The following is a 21,322-nucleotide window of genomic DNA, read 5'->3' on the forward strand; positions in this document are numbered from 1 at the left end:
TCAGTAACCCGCTGCCTGGCCATCCTTGCGCGACTCGCTCGCTCCGGCCCAGGCGCCATTGGGCAGTCGCATGATGGCCTGGTAGCCACCGTAGCCACCCAGGTCGTAGGTGATCTTGTGGCGCTTCTGCAGCAACTGCTGGATGGTGGCGTAGGGATAGCCCGTCTCCAGGCTCACCATGCCGCCGTCGGTCATGGTGCCGCCGGTGGGTTGCTGCGGCGTGTCCCAATAGATGCGTGGTGCGTCGCCGGCCTCCTGCAGGTTCATGCCAAAGTCCACCAGGTTCATCACGATCTGGGTGTGGCCCTGCGGCTGCATATCGCCGCCCATCACGCCAAAGCTCACCCAGGGTTGGCCGTTCTTGCTGATAAAGCCGGGGATGATGGTCTGGAAGGGGCGCTTGCCCGGGGCGTAGACGTTGTTGTGGCCAGGTTCCATGGCAAATAGCTGGCCACGGTCCTGGAAGATGAAGCCCAGGCCTTCCGGCGCCATGCCGCTGCCCATGCCGCGGTAGTTGCTCTGGATCAGCGAGACCATATTGCCCTCGGCATCGGCCGTGGTCAGGTAGATGGTGTCGCTGGTCTTGAGCGCCACATTGCCAGCCTCCACCTTCTGCAGCGCCCGCTCCTCGCCGATCAGTTTGCGGCGCTCGGCGGCGTAGGGCTTGCTGATCAGCTGCTGCACCGGCACCTTCACAAAGTCCGGGTCGGCGTAGTACTTGGCGCGATCGGCAAAGGCCAGCTTTGTGGCCTCTACAAACCAGTGCACATGCTGCACGCTGCCAAAGCCGGCCGCCTTGAGGTCGTAGCCTTCCAGTATGTTGAGCGCCTGCAGGGCGGCGATGCCCTGGCTGTTGGGCGGCAGCTCCCATACATCGTAACCGCGATAGTTGGTGGAGACCGGCTCTACCCATTCGCTCTTGTGGCTGGCCAGGTCCTCGTAGCTCAGGTAGCCGCCGTTGCGGGCGAAGTAGGCGCCGATCTGCCGCGCGATATCGCCCTTGTAGAATGCATCGCGGCCACCCTTGGCGATCTTCTCGTAGGTATTGGCCAGATTCGGGTTGGTCCACAGCTGGCCCTTGGATGGACCGACGCCATCCTTGGTGAACTGTTCGCGTATGCCGGGGTACTTGATCAAGGACTGGACGTTGCGTTTCCAGTAGTAGCTGATCACGTCGCTGACCGGAAAGCCCTCGCGCGCGTAGCGGATGGCGGGCGAGAGGATGGCCGGCATGGCGAGCTTGCCGAACTTCTTATGCAGCTCGAACCAGCCATCCACCGCACCCGGTACGCTGACCGGCAGCGGGCCCAGCGGCGGCAGCTCCTTCAGGCCCTGCTTGTCGAGCTCTGCCTTGAGCTTGTCGTAGCTGAGCGAGCGCGGCGAGCGGCCGCTTGCGTTCAGGCCATAGAGCTTCTTGCTCTTGGCGTCCCAGACTATGGCGAAGAGATCGCCACCTACACCGGCGCCGGTCGGCTCCATCAGACCCAGCGCTGCGTCGGCCGCAATGGCCGCGTCGATGGCGTTGCCGCCTTGTTTCATCACATCGAGCGCAATCTGCGTCGCCAGCGGTTGGCTGGTGGCGGCGATCGCGTGCGGGGCGATCACTTCCGAGCGGGTGGCGAAGGGGGCGTCGGTAATGCGGTCGGCAGCTTGGCCAAGGCTGAACATCGCCAAGGCCAGCAGGGTGGGGCGCAGGATGGGGAAGGGCACGGTGCGGTCTCCAGAGCAGGAACCGCGCGAGTGTAGCGAGCGCTGGCGCGCTTGCGCTTTATATTCGATCCCCAGCCCTAGGCGGTCGGGGATGGCGCAACACCGGGGCCGAACCACGCTTGCACGTGGCTGGCCGGTGTGCGTTTCAGTTCCTTACCAGGGTACGTCTACCTTGCCTTCAGACGTGGCGGGTGCGGCAGCGACAGCTGGCTGCGGAGCCGGTGCGGGGGCGGCCACAGGGCCCGACGACATTTCCATCAGCTCGTCGCCCAACGCTTCGATCACAGCTGCGACCAGGCCACGGCCTTCCTCGGCCATCAGGGTCAAGGAGGTGTCGAACATGGCGGCGGCGTCTTCGGCATCCGCTTCCTTGAGCTTGTCTTCGAGCAGGTCCAGGAAGGTCAGCCGCTTGATCTGCAGCTTCTCGGTCAGCACGAAGGCAATACGCTCATCCCAGCTCAGCGCCAGCTGGGTCACCAGCTTGCCGGTCTTGAGGTGTTGCTTCACCTCGTCCGAGTTGAGGTCGTGCCGGCGACAGGTAACCTGCGCACCACCTTCGCCCGGGGCCTTCAGCACGCAGTCGGCGTCGAGCGTGAAGTTGCTGGGGGCATCGTGGTCCAGCCAGGTGCTCATGGCGGTAACCGGGTCGAGCTGGGTCTGCGGCAGCTTGGTCGGCAGCGTGCCCAGGCTCTCGCGCAGCAGCTGGATCAGGAGTTCGGCCTTGGCCGGCGTTGCGGTATCCACCCAGATCCAGCCGTCCTGGAAGTCGATCAGCGCACGCAGCACGCGCGAACGGCTGAAGGCGCGTGGCAGCAGTTCCTCGGCGATACGCTCGCGGATCTCCTTGGCTTCCTTCTTGCCGACCTTGCGCAGCTCCTTGGCCTCGATGTCCTCGATGCGCTCCTCGGCAGCATCCTTGACCACGGAAGAGGGCAGCAGCTTCTCCTCGGTCTTGAGGGCGATCAGCATGGCGTTGGCCTGCGGGTAGGCAAACACGTCAGGCGCGTGGCGGGCCGGAGCGATCCAGCCGGCAGCCAGCTTGTCGGTACTGCCCACCGGCACGAAGGCGCGCTTCTTGAGCTCGGCATCCAGTTGTTCGGGATTGAGTTTGCTCAGATCGGTGATCCGATAGAGCTGCAGATTCTTGAACCACATGGTGGGAATTCCAACGGCAGTAAAACGGGGATGGATTGTAGTGCATTCCGGGGAAAAATCGGCGCGGGAACGTTTGGTCTTGTTGCGTAGTCCACGTCGAGGTTTTGATACGCATTCTCATTCATGCGACAATTCAACTCCTGTCTTTGTCGCACCCAGCTGGAGTCCCCTGCATGAAGTTCCGCCCTCTGCTGATCGCCGCCGCTCTCACAGCCGCTGCGCCTGCCTTTGCCGAAGAAGTGACAGTCTATTCCGCCCGTATCGAAGCGCTCATCAAGCCGCTGTTCGATGCCTTCACCAAGGAAACCGGTGTGCAGGTGCGCTTTGTGACCGGCCAGGAAGGCCCGCTGATGGAGCGGCTCAAGGCCGAAGGCGCCAACACCCCGGCCGACATGCTGCTGACAGTGGATGCCGGCAACCTCTGGCAGGCGGAACAACAAGGCCTGCTCAAGCCGGTGAAATCGGCAGTGCTGGACGCCAACGTCCCCGCCCACCTGCGTGACCCGGGTGGTTACTGGTACGGCATGTCCATCCGCGCCCGCACCATCTTCTACAACACCAAGAAGGTGAAGCCTTCGGACCTTTCGAGCTACGAAGACCTGGCCAGTCCCAAGTGGAAGAACCGTCTTTGCCTGCGCACCGCCAAGAAGGTCTACAACCAGTCCCTGGTCGGTACCATGATCGTGCGCCTGGGTGAGCAGAAGACTGAAAGCATCGTCCGTGGCTGGGTCAACAACCTGGCGGCCGACCCCTTCTCCGACGACGAGAGCATGCTCAAGGCCATCGGCGCCGGGCTGTGCGATGTGGGCATCGCCAACACCTACTACTACGGCCGCGTCATGCAGCGCGACCCCAAGCTGCCTATTGGCATCTTCTGGGCCAACCAGCAAAGCAGCGGCACGCACGTGAATATCTCCGGTGTGGGCGTCACCCGCTATGCCAAGAACGAGAAGGGTGCCTTGCGTCTGATGGAATGGTTGTCGAGCGAGAAGGCGCAAAACCTCTACGCCGACCAGAACATGGAATTCCCGGTCAACCCCAAGGTCAAGCCAGACGCACGCGTGGCGGCCTGGGGGGACTTCAAGCATGACTATGTCAACGTGGCCAAGGCCGGTGAACTGCAGGCTACTGCGGTCAAACTGATGGACCGCGCCGGATACCGGTAAGCCTGTCGCACAAGCTGTCGGGTTGGAATTCGCCCGCTAGGCTATCCTGAGCAACTATCGAGCCGACGGCTGCACGCGCAACCGTCGGCTTTCCAACATCATGGACCTTCCCATCGAGACCGCTTCCCGATCGCTTCCCTTGGCCGCCAAAGTCAAACGGCGTTGGCTGGATGAGCGGCTGCTGGCCTGGCTGATCTCCCTGATCACTCTGCTGCCGCTGGCCGTCGTGGTCGCCAGTCTGCTCAAGCCGCAGGGCGAGGTGTGGTCGCATCTGGGCGAATTTGTCCTGCCGCAGCTTCTGGCCAATACCTTCTGGCTGGTGCTGGGAGTGGGCGTAGGCAGCCTGCTGTTGGGTGTCTCGCTGGCCTGGCTCACTGCGGTCTACGACTTCCCCTGGCGCAAGCACCTGGCCTGGGCGCTGGCGCTGCCACTGGCCATGCCGGGCTATGTGCTGGCCTTTGTGCAGATCGGTCTATACGACTACGCCGGCCCCCTGCAGGGGCTGTTGCGCGAGTACATGGAAGACACGCGCTGGATGCCAAGCATCCGCTCGCGTTGGGGTGTCATCCTCACGCTCACCCTGGCGCTCTATCCCTACGTCTACCTGCTGGCACGTAACGCCTTCCTCACCCAGGGCCGGCGTGCGCTGGAGGTGGCCGCCTCGCTGGGCCTGAGCCGCCGGCAGGGCTTCTGGCGGGTGGCACTGCCCATGGCCCGGCCCTGGATCATCGGCGGGCTGACGCTGGCGCTGATGGAGTGCCTGGCTGACTTTGGAACAGTCGCCACCTTCAACTACGACACCTTTACCACGGCCATCTACAAGGCCTGGTTCGCCCTCTTCAACCTCAACGCCGCTTCGCAGCTGGCCTCCTTGCTGGTGTTTGCGGTGCTGGTGCTGGTGTTGCTGGAGCAAAAGGTGCGCGGCGATCGGCGCTATACCAGTGCCGGCCGCGCTGGCGCGGCAAGGCCCGAGCGCTTGCCCGGCTGGCGTGGTTGGGCGGCGGTGGCTTACTGTCTGCTGGTGCTGGGCATCGCCTTCCTGGTGCCCATGGTGCAGCTGCTGCGCTGGGCGGCCTCGGTCGCGGCCGAGCAGCTGGACCTGCGCTACTTCGGCTTTGTCGGCCGTTCACTCTTGCTGGCGGCCGGCTCTGCCGTGGGTGTGGTGGTGCTCGCGCTGGTGCTGGCCTATGCGGTGCGCCGTCGGCACGATCTTTCCAGCCGCCTCGCGGCGCGCCTCGCTACCTTGGGTTACGCCGTGCCCGGCACGGTGCTGGCGGTGGGCATCTTCCTGCCCATCTCCTGGCTGGAGAACGGCCTGATCAACAGCATCAAGGCGCTGGGCCTGGGCCAGCCCACTCAAATCTTGCAAGGCACCTTGGTGGTCATGCTGCTGGCCTTTGCTGCCCGCTTCCTGGCCGTGGCCTATGAGCCCACGCAAGCGGCCATGGAGCGCATCACCCAGAGCCAGGAGGAGGCGGCTGCCTCCATGGGGCTGGGCCGGCGTGCCGTGCTGCGTCGCATCCACCTGCCGCTCTTGCGTGGTGGGCTGCTGACGGCGGCGCTGATGGTATTTGTGGATGTAATGAAAGAGATGCCGATCACGCTGATGACCCGCCCTTTTGGCTGGGACACGCTGTCGGTACGGGTATTCGAGATGACCAGCGAAGGGCAGTGGGAGATCGCTGCCCTGCCTTCGGTCGCCATCGTGCTGGCCGGCTTGATCCCGGTGATATTGCTGGCGCGCGAGACGGAGAAACAATCGTGACGGAAACCTTGCTGACGCTGGACCAGGTAGGCGTGGCCTACGGTGACAAGCCGGTGCTGGAGCAGCTCTCCTTTACCCTCGCCGAAGGCGAGATCGGCTGCCTCCTGGGGCCTTCTGGCTGTGGTAAGACCACGGCGCTGCGCGCCATTGCCGGTTTCGAACCTATACGCGCCGGTCGCATCCGCCTCAACGGCGACGTGATCGCCACGGCAGATGAACAATGGCCTCCGCAGCAGCGCGGCATCGGCATGGTGTTCCAGGATTACGCCTTGTTCCCGCACCTGACCGTGGCCGGCAATGTCGCCTTTGGCCTGGGCTCGCTCAGCCGCAGCGAGGCACATGCGCGCACCATGGAGCTGCTGGAGGTGGTGGGCCTCGCCGGTCATGCGGACGACTACACCCATGCGCTCTCCGGCGGCCAGCAGCAACGCGTGGCCCTGGCCCGCGCCCTGGCACCGGCGCCACGCCTCTTGCTGCTGGACGAACCCTTCTCCAACCTCGACGTGGAGCTGCGCGAGCGGCTCTCCGGCGAGGTACGCGACATCCTCAAGGCACGCGGCACGACCGCGCTGCTGGTCACCCACGACCAGCACGAAGCCTTCGCGCTGGCCGACCGTATCGGCGTGATGGCGCAGGGCAGGCTCAAGCAGTGGGACAGTGCCTATGCGCTCTACCATGAGCCCAACGACCGCTTTGTCGCCGACTTCGTAGGCGAGGGCACCTTCCTGCCCGGTGAGGTGCTGGCGGGTGATCTGCTGGACTTCGAACTGGGCCGCCGTGCCCTGCATGCCGGCCACGCTTTTGCGGCGGGCCAGCGAGTGGATGTGCTCTTGCGTCCGGACGATGTGCTGCACGACGATGCCAGTAGCCTCAAGGCCCGCGTAGTCAAGAAGGCCTTCCGCGGTGCGCAGTTCCTCTACACCTTGGCGCTGCCTTCCGGTGCCACCGTGCTGAGCCTGGTGCCCAGCCACCATGACCACGCCATTGGCGAGGCCATCGGCATACGGCTGGAGATCGATCACGTGATTGCGTTTGCATAAATGTCTACCGAGACGCTAGTTTGCTAGCCATCAGGCTGGAATTGGCTTGTATTGTGACTGTGCCTCTAGCGGGAGGGGAATATGCTTGAGTGGCTTCTCAGTAACTGGAAGGAATTTAGTCTTTCTGGTGGTGCGGCTGGTCTAGTGACGTGGCTTGCGGTGAGATGGGTTGGTGGGCGAATTGATTCGTCCATTAAGCTTCAATACGATAAATTTAAAGTTGATTATGAAGCTGCTGTTAAGCATCAGTATGACAAGTTGAAGGCTGACTATGAGGGTTCTATAAAATATCAGTACGATAAGCTGAAGGCTGATTATGAGGGCGAACTGCGAAAAAGGGAACGTGCGCAGCTGGTTGCCGATTTACTTGCCGAATGGATGGCGGTTCAACCAGAAAAGCCAATTCCAATGGAACAAAGAAGAAGAATAAACAAGCTTTCGTTTGAGGCTGCGCTGTGGTTGCCTGATGAGATTGCTATTGGCCTTGGTAAGGTACTTCAACATGATCCAACTGCTGACAATGTTTTTGAGATATTGCTGGCAGTCAGAGGGCATCTGCTGGGCGTTAATCAGTTGAGGCCTCATAATATAACTTACTGGGGATGGGAGACGGAGTTGGAGAATCGTGGTCTTCCTGAAGGTGTGAGGCATGGACGATTGAGTGTTTCGAAAATTTCCATTGAGACTGATGGCGAGAGGTGCGATCTGGAAATGGAGAAAATTTCAGGTGTTCATAACGTCTCTGAAGGAGCTATTTCTCATTTGGAGGTAGTGTCTTCGCATGGGGATGGTAAGGTTGGAACCCCTAGCCTGAGGGCATTTACGCTTGTTGAGAAAGTTGAAGATCCAAATGCAGGGATGGTGTATGTTGTTGAGACTTTCCCGAAAGAAATAGCCGATAAGATAAACATGGGAATATTCCAGAGAAGTGGACTTACTTAGTTGCTAAGCCAATCTGGGAAAATTAACAAAAAGCCGCAGCACCGCTGCGGCTTTTTTATTGAGTGGTAACGCTCAAGATCCCATCTGCGACTGCAGGTAGTTCTGGTAGCCCACGCTCTCGATCAGGCCGAGGTTGGTTTCCAGCCAGTCTATGTGTTCTTCCTCGTTCTCGAGGATGTGCTTGAACAGGTCGCGGCTGACGTAGTCGTGCACCTTCTCGCAGTAGCCGATCGCTTCCTTGAGTACGGGGCAGGCCTCCATCTCCAGTTTGAGGTCGCACTCCAGCGCTTCTTTCACGTCCTCGCCGATATAGATCTTGCCCAGCTCCTGCAGATTGGGCAGGCCTTCCAGGAAGAGGATGCGCTCGATCAGCATGTCGGCGTGCTTCATCTCGTCGATGGACTCGTGGTACTCGTGCTCGTCCAGTTCCTTGAAGCCCCAGTTCTTGAACATGCGGGCATGCAGGAAGTACTGGTTGATCGCGGTGAGCTCGTTTTTGAGCGCCGCGTTGAGATAGCTGATGACCTTCTTGTCGCCTTTCATTTTTTGGCCTCCTTGCATTGTGTATGCAGGCGGGGAGCTGGCGCAGCATAGGCGCTCCCGGAAAGCGGCACAGCCGCTCGTTCAGCTATCCAGCGTAGCCAGATAGCGAAGGAGCGGCAAGCAGAAAGCCGAAAAATCGGTCAGACGGGTACCAGCGTAATCGAGACTCCGTGGCCGTTGCCGGCCTGTTCGCGCTTGCTGTCCAGCAGCAGGGCGCGGGCATCGGGTGCGCATTTGCCGCAGCAGCCAGCCACACCAAGCTCCATGCGCAGATCACGCATGCTGTCACAGCCGTTGTGCACGGCGCGGCGAATTTGCTTGTCGGTAACGGCGTTGCAGATGCAGACGTACATGGCAGTCGATTCATTGAAAACCTAATCGGAATGATAGGGATTCTCATTTTTTGAAGCAACTGCCGTCTGTCGTCTCGAGATGGTTCGATAGGCGCAAAAACAAAGGCCCACCATAGGGTGGGCCTTGCTTGTGGCGGGGTAGGGTTCAGCCAGCGTGCAACATGGCACCGGGGCTGGTCTCCAGCCACTTCTTGATGCGTTGGGCGTCACCGATCCGGGTCAGCTTGCCGGCCGAATCCAGCAATACGATTACCACCGGGGTTTCGTTGATCGTGGCCTGCATCACCAGGCACTTGCCGGCCTCGGAGATATAGCCGGTCTTGGAGACGCCAATCTCCCAGGCCACGTTCTTCACCAGCGGGTTGGTGTTGTGGAAGGTATAGCCACGGCCATTCACGCTGGAGATGAAGCTGTACTCCTCGCTGGTGGAGTAGGCACGGATCTCGGGGTAATGGTGGGCTGCCTGCACCAGCCGGATCAGGTCGTTGGCGGTGGAGACATTCGCGCTGGTCAGACCGGTCGGGTCTTCAAAGCGGGTGTTCTGCATGCCCAGCGACTGGGCGGTACGGTTCATCTTGGCCACAAAGGCCGCCTTGCCGCCGGGGGCGGTGCGGGCCAGGGCGTGGGCTGCGCGGTTTTCCGAGGACATCAGCGCCAGATGCATGATCTCGCCACGGCTCAGCGTGGTGCCCACCAAGAGGCGCGAGCTGGAGTTCTTCAGCGTATCCACGTCCTCTTCGGTAATGGTGATGGGCTCGTCCAGCGGCAGGTGCATGTCCAGGGTCACGATCGCGGTCATCAGCTTGGTGATGGAGGCGATCGGTGCCTGGGCCTGGCTGTTTTTTTCGTAGATGCGTTCACCCGAAATGGCGTTGACCACCACGGCGGCGCTGGAATACAGCGCCGGCGAGCGCAATGCGCCAAGCGCAGAGGGCAGAGTGGAGGGTTGGGCCGAAACACGAGTGACGCGACCGCCTTGCGGGCGCTTGCTGATCACTACCTTGCTGGCTTTGGCCTTGCGGGCTGGCGCAGCGGCGACCTTGGCCTTGCTGGCCTTGGCTTTGCTCGTGGTGGCAGTGCGGGTGGTGTGTTTTTTGTGGCTCTGGGAGGCTTCAGCCGTCAATGGGGAAGCCAGCAGCCCAAGGCTGAGGATGCCTGCGACGAGCGCGGAGAGGCGAGACATGGTACGGCGTCTCCGAATAAACGGTGGATCGATGTGGCGATAATACATAAGCAAAGTTCGAAAATCCATGAAAAATCATGGAGTAAGGCCACATAGGTCAGGTCGTTTATTAAAACTGCTTAAAAAATAAGCACTTGTCCTGCGCGCACTGTGCAAATATTACCAAATTCTTGCGTCCTGCCCCAGCTACGTTCGGCGCAAAATAGCGTCAGAACAAGGTATTGCGTGGGCCTTGTCGAGTTCGCAAAGGCACGCCTACAATGCGCTTGCAGTTGATTGTTGCGATGCAGCAAATGAGCGAGCACTAATACACCGGGCGAGCGACCCGGGGGAGACGACCTCTTGAGCCAGTCCAGTCCTGAGCGCCAGCTGGGCGCCGATGCAGCCAGCTACCAGGAATTCATGCAGTCGCTGACCGATGCCAACCGCAAGCTGCTCGACAGCTTTGTCAGCGGCATGCAGCCCAAGGAGCCCGAGCAGCGCTCTGCTGCCATGGAGACCTTTATGCAGGGTCTGCTTGGCAACACCCAGCATTTGATGGGGCTGCAAAGCAGTTACTACCGCCGCCAGATGGATCTCTGGACCGGCCTGTTTGCTGCCGGTGGTGAGAAGCCCGCCGCTGCTGCGGTGCGCGGTGACCGCCGCTTTGCCGCGCCCGAATGGGCGCAATACCCCTTCTTCGAATACCTCAAAGAGAACTACCTGCTCAGCGCCAAATGGCTGACCGACATGGTAGGTGGCGTGCCCATGGACGAGGCCACCCGCGTGAAGCTGGGCTTCTATACCCAGCAGTTCATCGACGCGATGTCGCCCTCCAATTTCGCGCTGACCAACCCCGAGGTCATCAAGCTCGCTATCGACACGCAAGGTGCGAGCTTGGCCGAGGGTATGCGCAAACTTTCCGAGGATATGGCCAAGGGCCATATCTCCATGACCGACGAATCCAAGTTCGAGGTCGGCGTGAACCTCGCCATCACCCCCGGCACGGTGGTGTTCCAGAGCGAGCTGTTCCAACTGATCCAGTACACGCCCTCCACGGCGGAGGTCTACGAGCGGCCGCTCTTGTTCGTGCCGCCCGCGGTCAACAAGTACTACCTCATGGACCTGCAGCCCGAGAATTCCATGGTTCGCCACTTTGTAGCCCAGGGCTACACGGTGTTCATGGTGTCCTGGCGCAACATCACCCCCGAGTTGGGCAAGCTGACCTGGGACAGCTATGTCGAAGATGGCGTGATCAAGGCCACCGAGGTGGTGCGCGAGATCAGCAAGCAGGACAAGGTCAATGTGCTGGGTTTCTGTATCGGCGGCGTGATCCTGAGCACCGTCCTGGCCGTGATGAAGGCGCGCAAGCTCGACTGGTTCGAAAGTGTGACCTTCATGACCTCGCTGATCGACCATACCGAGCCGGGCGAGATCAAGCAGTTCGTGGACGAGGACCTGGTCCGCTCGCGTGAGGCCAAGATGGCTGAGGGCGGCGTGATCAGCGGCAAGGAGCTGGGCCGTGCCTTCGCCATGCTGCGCGCCAACGACCTGATCTGGAACTACGTGGTCAACAACTACCTCAAGGGCAAGACTCCGCCGCCCTTTGACCTCCTGTACTGGAACAACGATTCGGCCAATCTGCCGCTGCCCATGCACACCTTCTTCCTGCGGCAGATGTACCTGGAAAACAACCTGGCTAAGAAGGGCAAGATGAAGGTCTGCGGCGTGCCGGTAGATGTCAGTCAGTACGACTGGCCCATCTATATCTTCGCCGCCCGTGAGGACCATATCGTGCCTTGGACCTCGGCCTATCGCGGTACCCAGCTGCTGGGCAGCAAGGATCTGCGCTTCGTGCTGGGTGCCTCCGGTCATATCGCCGGTTCCATCAACCCGGTGGGGCCGAACAAGCGCAATTATTGGGTGTCTGACCACTACCCCAAGGATGCCGAAAGCTGGCTATCCCAAGCTGAAAGCCGGCCCGGCAGCTGGTGGCAGGATTGGGACAACTGGGTGGCGCCGCGTTCGGGCAAGAAGATCGCCGCGCCCAAGAAGCCCGGCAATACCAAATACAAGGCCATTGAGCCGGCCCCGGGCAGCTATGTGAAGGCCAAAGTGGCAGAGGCCTGAACGGCCCGCAACAACAGCACAGCGGTACCAGCAACAGAAAACTCGGCCTGCCCCGCCTTCGAGCGGGGCGACAAATAGCGAACTGTGCCGTCCAGGAGGAATGGACAAGGCGCGGTCCTTACCACCCCATCGTAGGAGTTACACCATGTCTGAAGTCGTTATCGTCGCCGCACTGCGTACCGCCGTCGGTTCCTTCGGCGGCAGCCTGGCCAAGGTGGCCGCGCCGGATCTCGGCGCCACCGTCATCAAGGCCCTGCTCGACAAGACCGGCGTGACGGGCGAGCAGATCAGCGAAGTGATTCTGGGCAATGTGCTGACCGCTGGCTTGGGCCAGAACCCGGCCCGCCAGGCACTGATCAAGGCCGGTATTCCGGTCCAGGTGCCGGCACTGACCATCAACCAGGTCTGCGGTTCGGGCCTCAAGGCTACTCACCTGGCTATCCAGTCCATCTTGTCGGGCGACAACGAGATCGTGATCGCCGGCGGTCAGGAGAATATGTCGGCCGCGCCGCACCTCTTGCCCAATAGCCGTGACGGCATTCGCATGGGCCCGGCCACCCTGGTGGACAGCATGATGTACGACGGCCTGACCGACGTGTACAACCAGTACCCCATGGGCATCACCGCCGAGAATATCGCCCAGAAGTACAACATCAGCCGCCAGGAGCAGGACGAACTGGCGCTGGCCTCGCAGAACAAGGCCGAGGCCGCCCAGAAGGCCGGCAAGTTCAACGATGAGATCACCCCGGTGCTGGTGCCCCAGCGCAAGGGCGATCCGATCAGCTTTGCCAGCGATGAATACATCAAGCATGGCACCACCATGGATGCGCTGGCCAAGTTGCGCCCGGCCTTTACCAAGGAAGGTTCGGTCACGGCAGGCAACGCTTCGGGCATCAATGACGGTGCCGCCGCCGTGATGCTGATGACCGCGCAGAAGGCCGCCGCGCTGGGCCTCAAGCCGCTGGCCCGCGTGGCTGGCTATGCTTCTGCCGGCGTCGATCCCACCATCATGGGCATGGGCCCGGTGCCGGCTACCCAGCGCGCACTGGCACGTGCCGGCTGGACCCTGGATCAGGTCGACCTGATCGAAGCCAACGAGGCCTTTGCGGCTCAGGCGCTGGGTGTGGCGCGCGAGCTGAAGTGGGACTGGAACAAGGTCAACGTCAACGGCGGCGCGATCGCCCTGGGTCACCCCATCGGTGCTTCCGGCGCCCGCGTGCTGGTCACCCTGCTGCATGAGCTGGCTCGTCGCGATGCCAAGCGAGGCCTGGCCACGCTGTGTATTGGTGGTGGCATGGGCGTGGCGCTTTGCGTCGAGCGCATCTAAGCGTTCCCTGCCTTGCTGCAAAGAAAACCGGGCCTTGCGCCCGGTTTTTTATTACCCCTTGCCGCCTTATGGGTTCTCAGGACGTATAATCGGGGCATTCAAGGTTTTGCTGGAGTTCCTACCATGCCGCTGCTGTTCAAAGACATCAACTACGTTTCCGAAACCACCGAATTTCTGCGCGACTACCTCGCCAAGAATCCCGAAGTTGCCAAGGGCCAGGTCGAAGGCCGTTCGCTCCTGTGGGACAAGCAGGTTGATCGTGGCTTTCAGAAGGATGCCGAAGAGAGCCGCGTGAAGCAGAAGCCGTACGTCTACGAGGCGAACTGATCACCATTGCCACTGTGGCAAGCAGTAAAAAAGCGACCTGAGGGTCGCTTTTTTATTGGTCTAGCCTGTCTGTTCCGCAGTTTGACTTGTACCGCCCGGCTCGCGGAAAGCCTCCGGGTACTGCTTGCCATACCAGTCGCGAACCTTGTTGTGGTCGAGGTTCATAAAGGTCTTGAAGCCGGGCACCAGCGCGAGCGAGGTGGCGAAAGCGGCACCGAGCAGACCAAAACTCACATAGACCGCAGCGACGCTGTGCTGGCTGAGCATGACGCCGGCCAGAGCGGGCCCCAGGCTGCCGGCCAGCTGGCCGGACATGATGGCGACGGCCGACATGCGGCTGCGGAAGGCAAGCGGGCGCGCCAGCATGCGGTGGGTCATGCCCACCAGGATCAAAATGGTATTGGTCAGCCCGCAGCCGAACAGGGCTGGCAACAGTAGCCAGGGGCTTTGCGTGAAGCCCGCCAGCGCCAGGGTCAGCCCTTGGGCGACGCCGGCGCCGACGCGCAGCTGATAGCGGCTGAAGCGGGCCATGAACCAGCCGGCCGCGCCCAGGGTGCCGATCAGCATGCCTGCAGAGAGTGCCGCCTCGCAGGCGCCCAGCCAACTGCCGGAAAGGCCCAGCGCGTGCACCTTGATCGGTACCAGCATACCCACGGCGGGGCCGAGGAATAGCCAGGAGGTGAAGTTGGCCAGGGTCCAGTAGCGCTCCAGCGGTACCTGCCAACTGGCGCGCAGGCCGGCCAGCAGATCGCGCCGCCAACGCGCCAGGCTGTAACCCTTTGGGTGCTCGATAGAATGGGTGGGGATATGGCGGGCGTACAGCGCAGCAATCAGCAACAGCGCGCAGTGCAGGCCCAGTGTGATGGGGATGCTGGCCACAGCCAGCATCAAACCCGCCAAGGCCGGCCCCAGCAGGCGGCCTAGCGACTGCGCCGTTTTTTGCAGGCTGAGTGCATCGGTCAGCCGCTCGGGCGGCACCAGCTCGCTGCTGATGCTGCTGACCGCAGGGTTGATGACGGCGAGGGCGATCACCTGCAAGCAGCCGGCCAGCAGCAGCGGGAGGAAGTGGTATTGGCCCAGACTGGCCAGCACGGTCATCAACAGGGCGGCGACGGCCATGGCCAAGAGGCCTGCGGTGATCAGCCGGTTCTTGGGGTAGCGGTCGCCCAGCGGTGCCAGCAAGGGCATGGCGGCAAAGGCGGCAAAGCCGGTGGTCAGCCCATATTGCGCCAGGTGCAGGGCGCCACCCTGCTTGACGATCCACCAGGGCAGGGCGACCTGGCCCACCATCAGGCCCAGCAGGGTCAGTGCATCGCTGAGCAAAAGCTTGCGGAAAGCCGTACCGACTTCCTGCAGGCGTTCGACGGTGGAGGCGAGCATCCGTTCTTTCGGGCGGGGATGAAAAAGCCGCCGCAGTATCTGCGGCGGCTTGTTGGGGCGAGGCCGGGGGTCAGCCCAGCTTGGTGATGCCGCCCATATAGGGGCGCAGGGCCTCGGGCACGGTCACGCTGCCATCGGCGTTCTGGTAGTTCTCCAGTACCGCCACCAGGGTACGGCCCACCGCCAGGCCCGAACCATTGAGGGTGTGTACCAGCTCGTTCTTGCCGGCCTCGTTCTTGTAGCGGGCCTGCATACGGCGGGCCTGGAAGGCTTCGCAGTTCGATACCGAGCTGATCTCGCGGTAGGTGTTCTGGGCCGGCAGCCAGACTTCCAAGTCGTAGGTCTTGACCGCGGTAAAGCCCATATCACCGGTGCACAGGGTCACCACACGGTAGGGCAGGCCCAGCTTCTGCAGCACGTTCTCGGCGTGCTGGCGCATTTCTTCCAGCGCCTCAAAGCTCTTCTCGGGTGCGACGATCTGCACCATCTCCACCTTGTCGAACTGATGCTGGCGGATCATGCCGCGGGTATCTCGGCCGTAGCTGCCGGCTTCCGAGCGGAAGCAAGGCGAGTGGGCGGTCAGCTTGATCGGCAGCTCTTCGGCCTTGAGGATGCTGTCGCGCACCGTGTTGGTCAGCGAAATTTCCGAGGTCGAGATCAGGTATTGAGTCTGGCCGTCCTCACCGCCACGCTCGACCCGGAACATGTCCTCGCCGAACTTGGGCAGCTGGCCGGTGCCGTACAGCACCTCGGGGTTCACGATATAGGGCGTGTAGACCTCGGTGTAGCCGTGCTCATTGGTCTGGGTGTCGATCATGAACTGCGCGAGCGCCCGGTGCAGGCGGGCGATATGCCCCTTGAGCACGGTGAAGCGGGCGCCCGAGAGCTTGGCACCAGTCTCGAAATCGAGGCCCAGCGGCGTCCCGACGTCCACATGGTCCTTCACTTCGAAGTCGAAGCTGCGCGGGGTGCCCCAGCGGTGCAGTTCCACATTGCCGCTCTCGTCCTTGCCCTCGGGCACCGAAGCATGCGGCAGGTTGGGTACGCGCAGCAGCAGGTCATTGAGCTTTTCCTGCAGGGCGGCGAGGTTGTGCTCGGCCGCCTTCAGCTCGTCACCGAGGTTGGCCACGCTGGCCATGATGGGGGCGACATCCTCGCCCTTGCTCTTGGCGATGCCGATCTGCTTGGATTTGGCATTGCGCTCGGCCTGCAGATCCTGGGTACGGGTCTGCAGGGTCTTGCGTTCGTGTTCCAGCGCGGCGAAGGCGGCGCTGTCAAAGGCGAAGCCGCGGGCCAGCAGGCGGGCGGTGACGCCGTCGAGGTCGTTACGGAGTTGTTGGATATCTAGCATGGCGAGCCTGTGCTTTCAGCGGTATGCGTTTCAATGGCGAATATCGGATCGGGGCGGATTCTAACCGGCCGGAAGGGGGAGGGACAGCGCGAACGGCAGGGCGGTAGCACCGCGATGCGGCGAAGACACGGACAGACCTAGGCGCTGTCCTTGCTAGATCGCCCACTGGTGCGGGCTGCGGCGTCGAGCTCACGCAGGTGGGCGAGTTTTTCGGCGATCTTGGCTTCCAGGCCACGGCCCACCGGCTGGTACCAGCCCGGCTCAGGCATGCCGTCCGGCAGGTAGCGTTCGCCGGCGGCGTAGCCTTCGGCCTCATCGTGGGCGTAGCGATATTCGGCGCCGTAACCCAGTTCCTTCATCAGCTTGGTCGGTGCGTTGCGCAGGTGCTCGGGCACCGGGCGCGATTTGTCCTTGCTGACAAAGGCTCGGGCGGCGTTATAGGCCGTGTAGCCGGCATTGCTCTTGGGGGCGACAGCCAGGTAGATCACGGCCTGCGCCAGCGCGAGCTCACCCTCGGGCGAACCAAGCCGCTCGTAGGTGTCTGCTGCCTGCAGGGTGATCTGTGCTGCGCGCGGGTCGGCCAAGCCGATGTCCTCCCAAGCCATGCGTACGATGCGGCGGGCCAGGTAACGGGGGTCTGCGCCGCCATCGAGCATGCGGCAGAACCAGTACAAGGCACCGTCCGGGTTGGAGCCCCGCACCGATTTGTGCAGTGCGGAGATCTGATCGTAAAAAGCATCGCCGCCTTTGTCAAAACGACGTGCATTGAGACTCAGTGCGTTCTGCAGGAACTCGCCACCCACCGTCTCGACGCCGGCGGTGCGGGCTGCGGTGTCGGTCTGCTCCAGGAGGTTGAGCAAGCGGCGTGCGTCGCCGTCGGCGTAACCGACCAGGGTGGCAACGGCGGCCTCGTCAAAGGCGAGGTGGGCCAGTGCCTTGTCGCGTGCCCGCTCCACCAGCAGCCGCAGCTCGGTCTCGGTCAGCGCCTTCAGCACATAGACCTGGGCGCGCGAGAGCAGGGCGGAGTTGACCTCGAAGGAGGGGTTCTCGGTGGTGGCGCCGATGAAGGTGATCAGGCCCGACTCCACAAAGGGCAGGAAGGCATCCTGCTGGCTCTTGTTGAAGCGGTGCACTTCATCGACGAACAAGATGGTCTGGCGGCCACGCTGCAGATAGCGCTCGGCCTCGTCCATGGCGGCACGGATGTCCTTGACCCCGGAGAATACCGCCGAGAGCGGAATGAACTCGGCATCGAAGCCTTTGGCCATAAGCCGGGCCAGCGTGGTCTTGCCCACGCCGGGTGGCCCCCACAGGATCATGGAGTGCGGTTTGCCGGAGTCGAAAGCCAGCCGCAAGGGCTTGCCAGCACCCAGGAGGTGGGTCTGGCCGATGACTTCGTCGAGGCTGGCAGGGCGCAGCGCTTCGGCAAGAGGGGGGCGTGGTGCTTGGGTAAACAGGTCGGACATGGTGGCCGGTATAGTGCGCTAGCCGTCATTTTAACGAATTGCGCGCTGCCTCATCAGGCAAAAGCGTTGCGCAGCAGCGTCAGGACGACGCCGGGCTGGCTGGCTGCGCGGTTCAGCACCAACGTAGCGGCTTGTTGCAGTACCTGCTGGCGGACCAGGCGGGTGGTTTCTTCGGCGTAGTCGGCATCCATGATGCGGGACTTGCCTTCAGACAGGTTGTCCGCCCGATTGTTGAGGTTGTTGATATTGGCCTGCAGCCGGCTCATGGCGCTGCCCAGCTGGCCGCGCTGCTTATTGACGAACTCCAGGGCCTGGTCGATGTGCAGCAAGGCAAAACTTGGCAGATTGACCAGGTCCATGCTGCTCAGTCCCAGGCTGACGGCACTGACCGAGGTGGTGGTCACGGAAAAGGACTCGTCGGCCGATTGACCGACATGGAAGGTGTGGGTCTTGTTGCCTGTACCGCCGCCCAGGGTCGGGTAGTCCATCTTGAAGCCGTCGAGGAGATTGTCGACCGGTTTTTGGCCAATGTCCGCAATCACGGTCTCAGCCGTAAGGATATCGCCCCCATCGGCATCAAGGCCGCCAATCGCGCCGGTATCGGCATTGGTGAGGTTCATATTGGAGATATAGGTCGCACCGTTGGCGCTGAAGTCGGCGCTAAAGGCAGCGGTGTTGGCCCACAGGCCCTTGCTGGCATTGGCCAGCGCAACATCGAGGTCGGCTGACGGATTGGCAGCCAGGTACTGCATGATGTCCTTGATGCCATTGCCGCCTGCCTGCTTGATCTTGTCGTGCATGTAGCGTGCAGCGGCATAGGCGGCCGAGTAGCCTGCGCTGGTGGCGACCGAACCGAATGCGGCCATGATGGCGGCGCGTCCACCGGCTGTCGCGCCCCCGTCTCCCAGGACCCGCTCGTCGGCACCGTGGATCAACTCGGCCGTGCCCTCCTTGAACCAGGCGGGCAGGGCGGCAAAGTTCATGGACCGACCCATTTCGGCGTGCACCATTTCATGCGCGATGATGCGGTCGTTGTAGACTGGCGAGGTGCCGCCATTGGGGAGGTTGGGTGGCGTGAAATCCGCCATGTCTATCCAAAGGAAGGGCTTGAGCGTCCGTCCTTGCGAATCTGCAGTGCCGGTCAGGCTGCCGACTGCGGCCAGCGTGCCACCTGCACCGCCGGTGAGGCCGGAGCCCGCGGGTGGGTCGAATACCACGGTCAGGGTTTCCTGCTTGTCCGCCACGATGCCGTAATACTGCTGGATGCGTCGCTCTGCTTCATCGAGCCAGCCTAGCTTGAGCCCGTCGATCACGGCCCGGCGATCCTCGTCCATGCCGCCTATGCTCACGTCAGTCTGGGCGTAGACCTGTGAACCGTTGAATTGCGTATCGCGGCTGATTCGGGTGACCTGGCTGAGCAGCTCGCTGGCTTCATTTTGCAGTGCCTGCCTGTCCTGCTTGTTAAGCGTGGCATTGTTGGCTTGCAGGGCCAGCTCTCGGATGCGCTGCAGCATGTCCGTGACCGAACCCAGCCCGCCCTCGGCCACCTGCAGGAGCGAGATCCCATCGTTGGTGTTGCGGGCCGCCTGCCTGTTGCCGGCGATCTGGCTGCGCATGTGTTCGCTGATCTGGAGGCCGGCCGCGTCGTCACGTGCGGAATTGATGCGCAGGCCGCTAGAGAGACGCTGCAGCACTTGCTGCATGTCTGTGGTGCTACGGTCGAGCGCCCGTTGTCCAAACAGGCTGGCGAGATTGGTATTGATCTGCATGGCCAGGTCTGTCCAGGCCGCCTTTCGCGGCCCGTCGACCCTACATCGGTCATGCAGCAGGAAACTTTAACGCGGGCTTTACCGTGCCGCCGATTGAGTGGACTTAGTCGGCCTTGACCACGTCGGCGCCCTTGGGTGGCACGAAGTTGAAGCGCTCGCCGCTGAGCTTGGGGTTGCGGATCACGCCGCTGAATCGGATCACCGTCGTCTGGCCGTAGTTGTCAGCCAGCTCCATGGCCATGGGCTGCGCATCCTTGAAGCCGATGCGCACCTTCTCGAAGCCATTGTCGCGGTTATGCGGCGTGGCCTCGATCCAGTCCAGGCCGTCGCGGTTGCCCAGTTCGCCCAGTTTGTACGACTTTTCCAGGTCGTTGCTGCCGGCCAGCAGGGCGGCAGGGCTATCACCCAACGCTTTGTCCAGGCGTTTTGCCGTGACCTGGTTGAGGTCCGGGTCGTAGATCCAGACCTGCTTGCCATCGCCCACCACGCGCTGCTCATAAGGCTTGGTATAGAGCCAGTCGAACTTGCCGGGCCGCAGGATGGCCATGGTGCCGCTGGCCTGTTGCTGCTTGCCGCCGCGGCTGGTCACGGTCTGCGAGAAGCTGGCCGTGAAGGATTGGGTCTGGCTGAGGAAGCCCTTGAGCTGATCGAGCCCGCCGGCAAAGGCGGGCAGGGTCAGTAGAAGTAGGAGCAGGGGACGCATGCGCATGGTTAGGCCGGGTTGGGTGCGAGCCGCCAGTCTAGCATGGGCGCCTGAACCCGCCTTGAACCGGCCTTGAGCCGGGCAGTGAAGAATGCTTGGCTTGCCGCTTTCCCTACTGTTGCTGCATTGCCACAAAAATCGCCCGAAAAAGCGGGTCTGGTAGGCGGGAGGTCATAAAAAAACCCCGCCGAAGCGGGGTTCTTTTGCAGCGCTACGATCGACTTACTTGTCGACAGTCGCGTAGATCTGCACTTCCACGCGGCGATCGGGGGCGTAGCACTCGATCAGCTTCTTGCGGTTCTTCAGCACCTTCTTGCAATCGTCCGGCTGGGTGATCGGATCAGCCGAGCCCTTGCCTTCGGAGGTGATCATGCCTTCCGGCAGACCCTTGGCGACCAGGGCGCCACGAGCAGCAGCGGCACGTTCAGCCGACAGCTTCTGGTTGTAGTCAGCCTTGCCGATACGGTCGGTGTAACCAACCACAGCGATCTTGGTCTTGGTGGTGTCGAACTTGCGCTCGAGCAGCACGCCGGCAACGGCGTCCAGCGCCTGCTTGCCTTCGTCCTTCAGGGTGGCCTTGTTGAAGTCGAACAGGGCTGCGGCGTTCAGGGTCAGGGTCTCGGTCTTGACCAGAACGGGGGCGGCGGCGGGCTTCGGTGCTTCAGCAACCGGAGCGGCGGCCGGGGCCACGGGGGCGGCGACTTCCTTCTTGGGGATCAGATCGGCATCGCACTCTTCGATAGCCTTGTCCTTGCTCCAGGTGCCGGTGCGCCAGCATTCGTTGTAGTTGTTACGGACGACTGCGCCGGCGGTGCCGTCAGTGGTGTAACCGTCCTTACCGGCGAAAGCCGACACGGCGATCGTGCTCAGGGCGATGGCGACCAGGGTGCGCTTCATCTTCTGCATAGTTATTCTCCATTGAGTCAGGATGGAATTTAGCGACGGTCAATTACCGAACCGACGTCGGAGCCGAGTTTACTTGACGCTGCAAGCGCGCCGCAATCAAGAGAATATGACAATTGACGCCAAATTG

General features: G+C 62.1%; 18 protein-coding genes. 7 read left to right on the plus strand and 11 right to left on the minus strand.

Annotation, left to right across the window (positions count from 1 at the left end; genetic code table 11):
• Both ggt and VIM95_RS05630 read right to left on the minus strand, forming a co-directional pair.
• The gene (gene ggt / locus VIM95_RS05625; protein ID WP_331983900.1) at positions 1 to 1,710 is read right to left on the minus strand and encodes a gamma-glutamyltransferase; all 1,710 of its coding nucleotides are present in this window, start codon (positions 1,708 to 1,710) and stop codon (positions 1 to 3) included.
• Between the two features lie 153 nt (positions 1,711 to 1,863).
• Positions 1,864 to 2,865, minus strand: coding sequence for a recombination-associated protein RdgC (locus VIM95_RS05630; RefSeq protein ID WP_331983902.1), 1,002 nt, complete (start codon positions 2,863 to 2,865; stop codon positions 1,864 to 1,866).
• Positions 2,866 to 3,038: 173 nt separating this feature from the next.
• Between VIM95_RS05630 and VIM95_RS05635 the strand changes: the two genes are divergently transcribed.
• The 4 genes from VIM95_RS05635 (at position 3,039) to VIM95_RS05650 (ending at position 7,778) form a co-directional block, all read left to right on the plus strand.
• Complete coding sequence (locus VIM95_RS05635) at positions 3,039 to 4,031, plus strand: Fe(3+) ABC transporter substrate-binding protein (RefSeq protein ID WP_331983904.1); 993 nt, start codon at positions 3,039 to 3,041, stop codon at positions 4,029 to 4,031.
• Positions 4,032 to 4,170: 139 nt separating this feature from the next.
• On the plus strand, positions 4,171 to 5,796 hold the full coding sequence (locus VIM95_RS05640; protein WP_331983906.1) for an iron ABC transporter permease: 1,626 nt from the start codon (positions 4,171 to 4,173) through the stop codon (positions 5,794 to 5,796).
• Entirely contained in the window at positions 5,793 to 6,836 is a 1,044-nt protein-coding gene (locus tag VIM95_RS05645; RefSeq protein ID WP_331983908.1) for an ABC transporter ATP-binding protein, read from the plus strand. The genes VIM95_RS05640 and VIM95_RS05645 overlap by 4 nt, the downstream gene beginning before the upstream one ends.
• Positions 6,837 to 6,917: 81 nt before the next feature.
• Positions 6,918 to 7,778 carry a hypothetical protein gene (locus tag VIM95_RS05650; protein ID WP_331983910.1) on the plus strand — a complete coding sequence of 287 codons (861 nt, stop codon included), beginning with the start codon at positions 6,918 to 6,920 and terminating at the stop codon, positions 7,776 to 7,778.
• A 72-nt stretch (positions 7,779 to 7,850) separates the two neighbouring features.
• On the opposite strand, the gene bfr is transcribed toward VIM95_RS05650, so the two are convergent.
• From bfr to VIM95_RS05665, 3 genes are all read right to left on the minus strand, one after another.
• Positions 7,851 to 8,321, minus strand: a complete 471-nt coding sequence (bfr, locus tag VIM95_RS05655; RefSeq protein WP_331983912.1) for a bacterioferritin — start codon at positions 8,319 to 8,321, stop codon at positions 7,851 to 7,853.
• A gap of 140 nt (positions 8,322 to 8,461) precedes the next feature.
• Positions 8,462 to 8,674 (minus strand): bacterioferritin-associated ferredoxin, encoded by a 213-nt coding sequence (locus VIM95_RS05660; protein WP_331983914.1) that lies wholly within the window; start codon positions 8,672 to 8,674, stop codon positions 8,462 to 8,464.
• Between the two features lie 145 nt (positions 8,675 to 8,819).
• On the minus strand, positions 8,820 to 9,857 hold the full coding sequence (locus VIM95_RS05665) for a D-alanyl-D-alanine carboxypeptidase family protein (protein ID WP_331983916.1): 1,038 nt from the start codon (positions 9,855 to 9,857) through the stop codon (positions 8,820 to 8,822).
• A gap of 342 nt (positions 9,858 to 10,199) precedes the next feature.
• Between VIM95_RS05665 and VIM95_RS05670 the strand changes: the two genes are divergently transcribed.
• The 3 genes from VIM95_RS05670 to VIM95_RS05680 all read left to right on the plus strand — a co-directional run bounded on the left by VIM95_RS05670 (position 10,200) and on the right by VIM95_RS05680 (position 13,620).
• A complete protein-coding gene (locus tag VIM95_RS05670; RefSeq protein ID WP_331983918.1) occupies positions 10,200 to 11,966 on the plus strand; it encodes a class I poly(R)-hydroxyalkanoic acid synthase in 1,767 nt (588 codons plus the stop codon).
• Between the two features lie 145 nt (positions 11,967 to 12,111).
• Positions 12,112 to 13,293 carry an acetyl-CoA C-acetyltransferase gene (locus tag VIM95_RS05675; protein ID WP_331983920.1) on the plus strand — a complete coding sequence of 394 codons (1,182 nt, stop codon included), beginning with the start codon at positions 12,112 to 12,114 and terminating at the stop codon, positions 13,291 to 13,293.
• Between the two features lie 123 nt (positions 13,294 to 13,416).
• Positions 13,417 to 13,620 (plus strand): DUF3460 family protein, encoded by a 204-nt coding sequence (locus VIM95_RS05680; protein ID WP_331983922.1) that lies wholly within the window; start codon positions 13,417 to 13,419, stop codon positions 13,618 to 13,620.
• Positions 13,621 to 13,680: 60 nt separating this feature from the next.
• Here VIM95_RS05680 and VIM95_RS05685 read toward each other — a convergent pair whose 3' ends face one another.
• The 6 genes from VIM95_RS05685 to VIM95_RS05710 all read right to left on the minus strand — a co-directional run bounded on the left by VIM95_RS05685 (position 13,681) and on the right by VIM95_RS05710 (position 21,195).
• Positions 13,681 to 15,000 carry an MFS transporter gene (locus tag VIM95_RS05685; protein WP_331983924.1) on the minus strand — a complete coding sequence of 440 codons (1,320 nt, stop codon included), beginning with the start codon at positions 14,998 to 15,000 and terminating at the stop codon, positions 13,681 to 13,683.
• Positions 15,001 to 15,070: 70 nt separating this feature from the next.
• Positions 15,071 to 16,351: a serine--tRNA ligase gene (serS, locus tag VIM95_RS05690; RefSeq protein ID WP_331983926.1), complete on the minus strand. Its 1,281-nt coding sequence runs from the start codon at positions 16,349 to 16,351 to the stop codon at positions 15,071 to 15,073.
• A gap of 137 nt (positions 16,352 to 16,488) precedes the next feature.
• Complete coding sequence (locus VIM95_RS05695) at positions 16,489 to 17,817, minus strand: replication-associated recombination protein A (RefSeq protein ID WP_331983928.1); 1,329 nt, start codon at positions 17,815 to 17,817, stop codon at positions 16,489 to 16,491.
• 53 nt (positions 17,818 to 17,870) lie between these two features.
• Complete coding sequence (locus VIM95_RS05700; RefSeq protein ID WP_331983930.1) at positions 17,871 to 19,586, minus strand: flagellinolysin; 1,716 nt, start codon at positions 19,584 to 19,586, stop codon at positions 17,871 to 17,873.
• Positions 19,587 to 19,689: 103 nt separating this feature from the next.
• Positions 19,690 to 20,289, minus strand: a complete 600-nt coding sequence (gene lolA / locus VIM95_RS05705) for an outer membrane lipoprotein chaperone LolA (RefSeq protein WP_331983932.1) — start codon at positions 20,287 to 20,289, stop codon at positions 19,690 to 19,692.
• Between the two features lie 222 nt (positions 20,290 to 20,511).
• Entirely contained in the window at positions 20,512 to 21,195 is a 684-nt protein-coding gene (locus VIM95_RS05710) for an OmpA family protein (protein ID WP_331983934.1), read from the minus strand.
• Between the last annotated feature and the right edge of the window lie 127 nt (positions 21,196 to 21,322).

Source organism: Chitinimonas sp., assembly GCF_036568685.1.
Classification (GTDB): Bacteria; Pseudomonadota; Gammaproteobacteria; order Burkholderiales; family Chitinimonadaceae; genus Chitinimonas.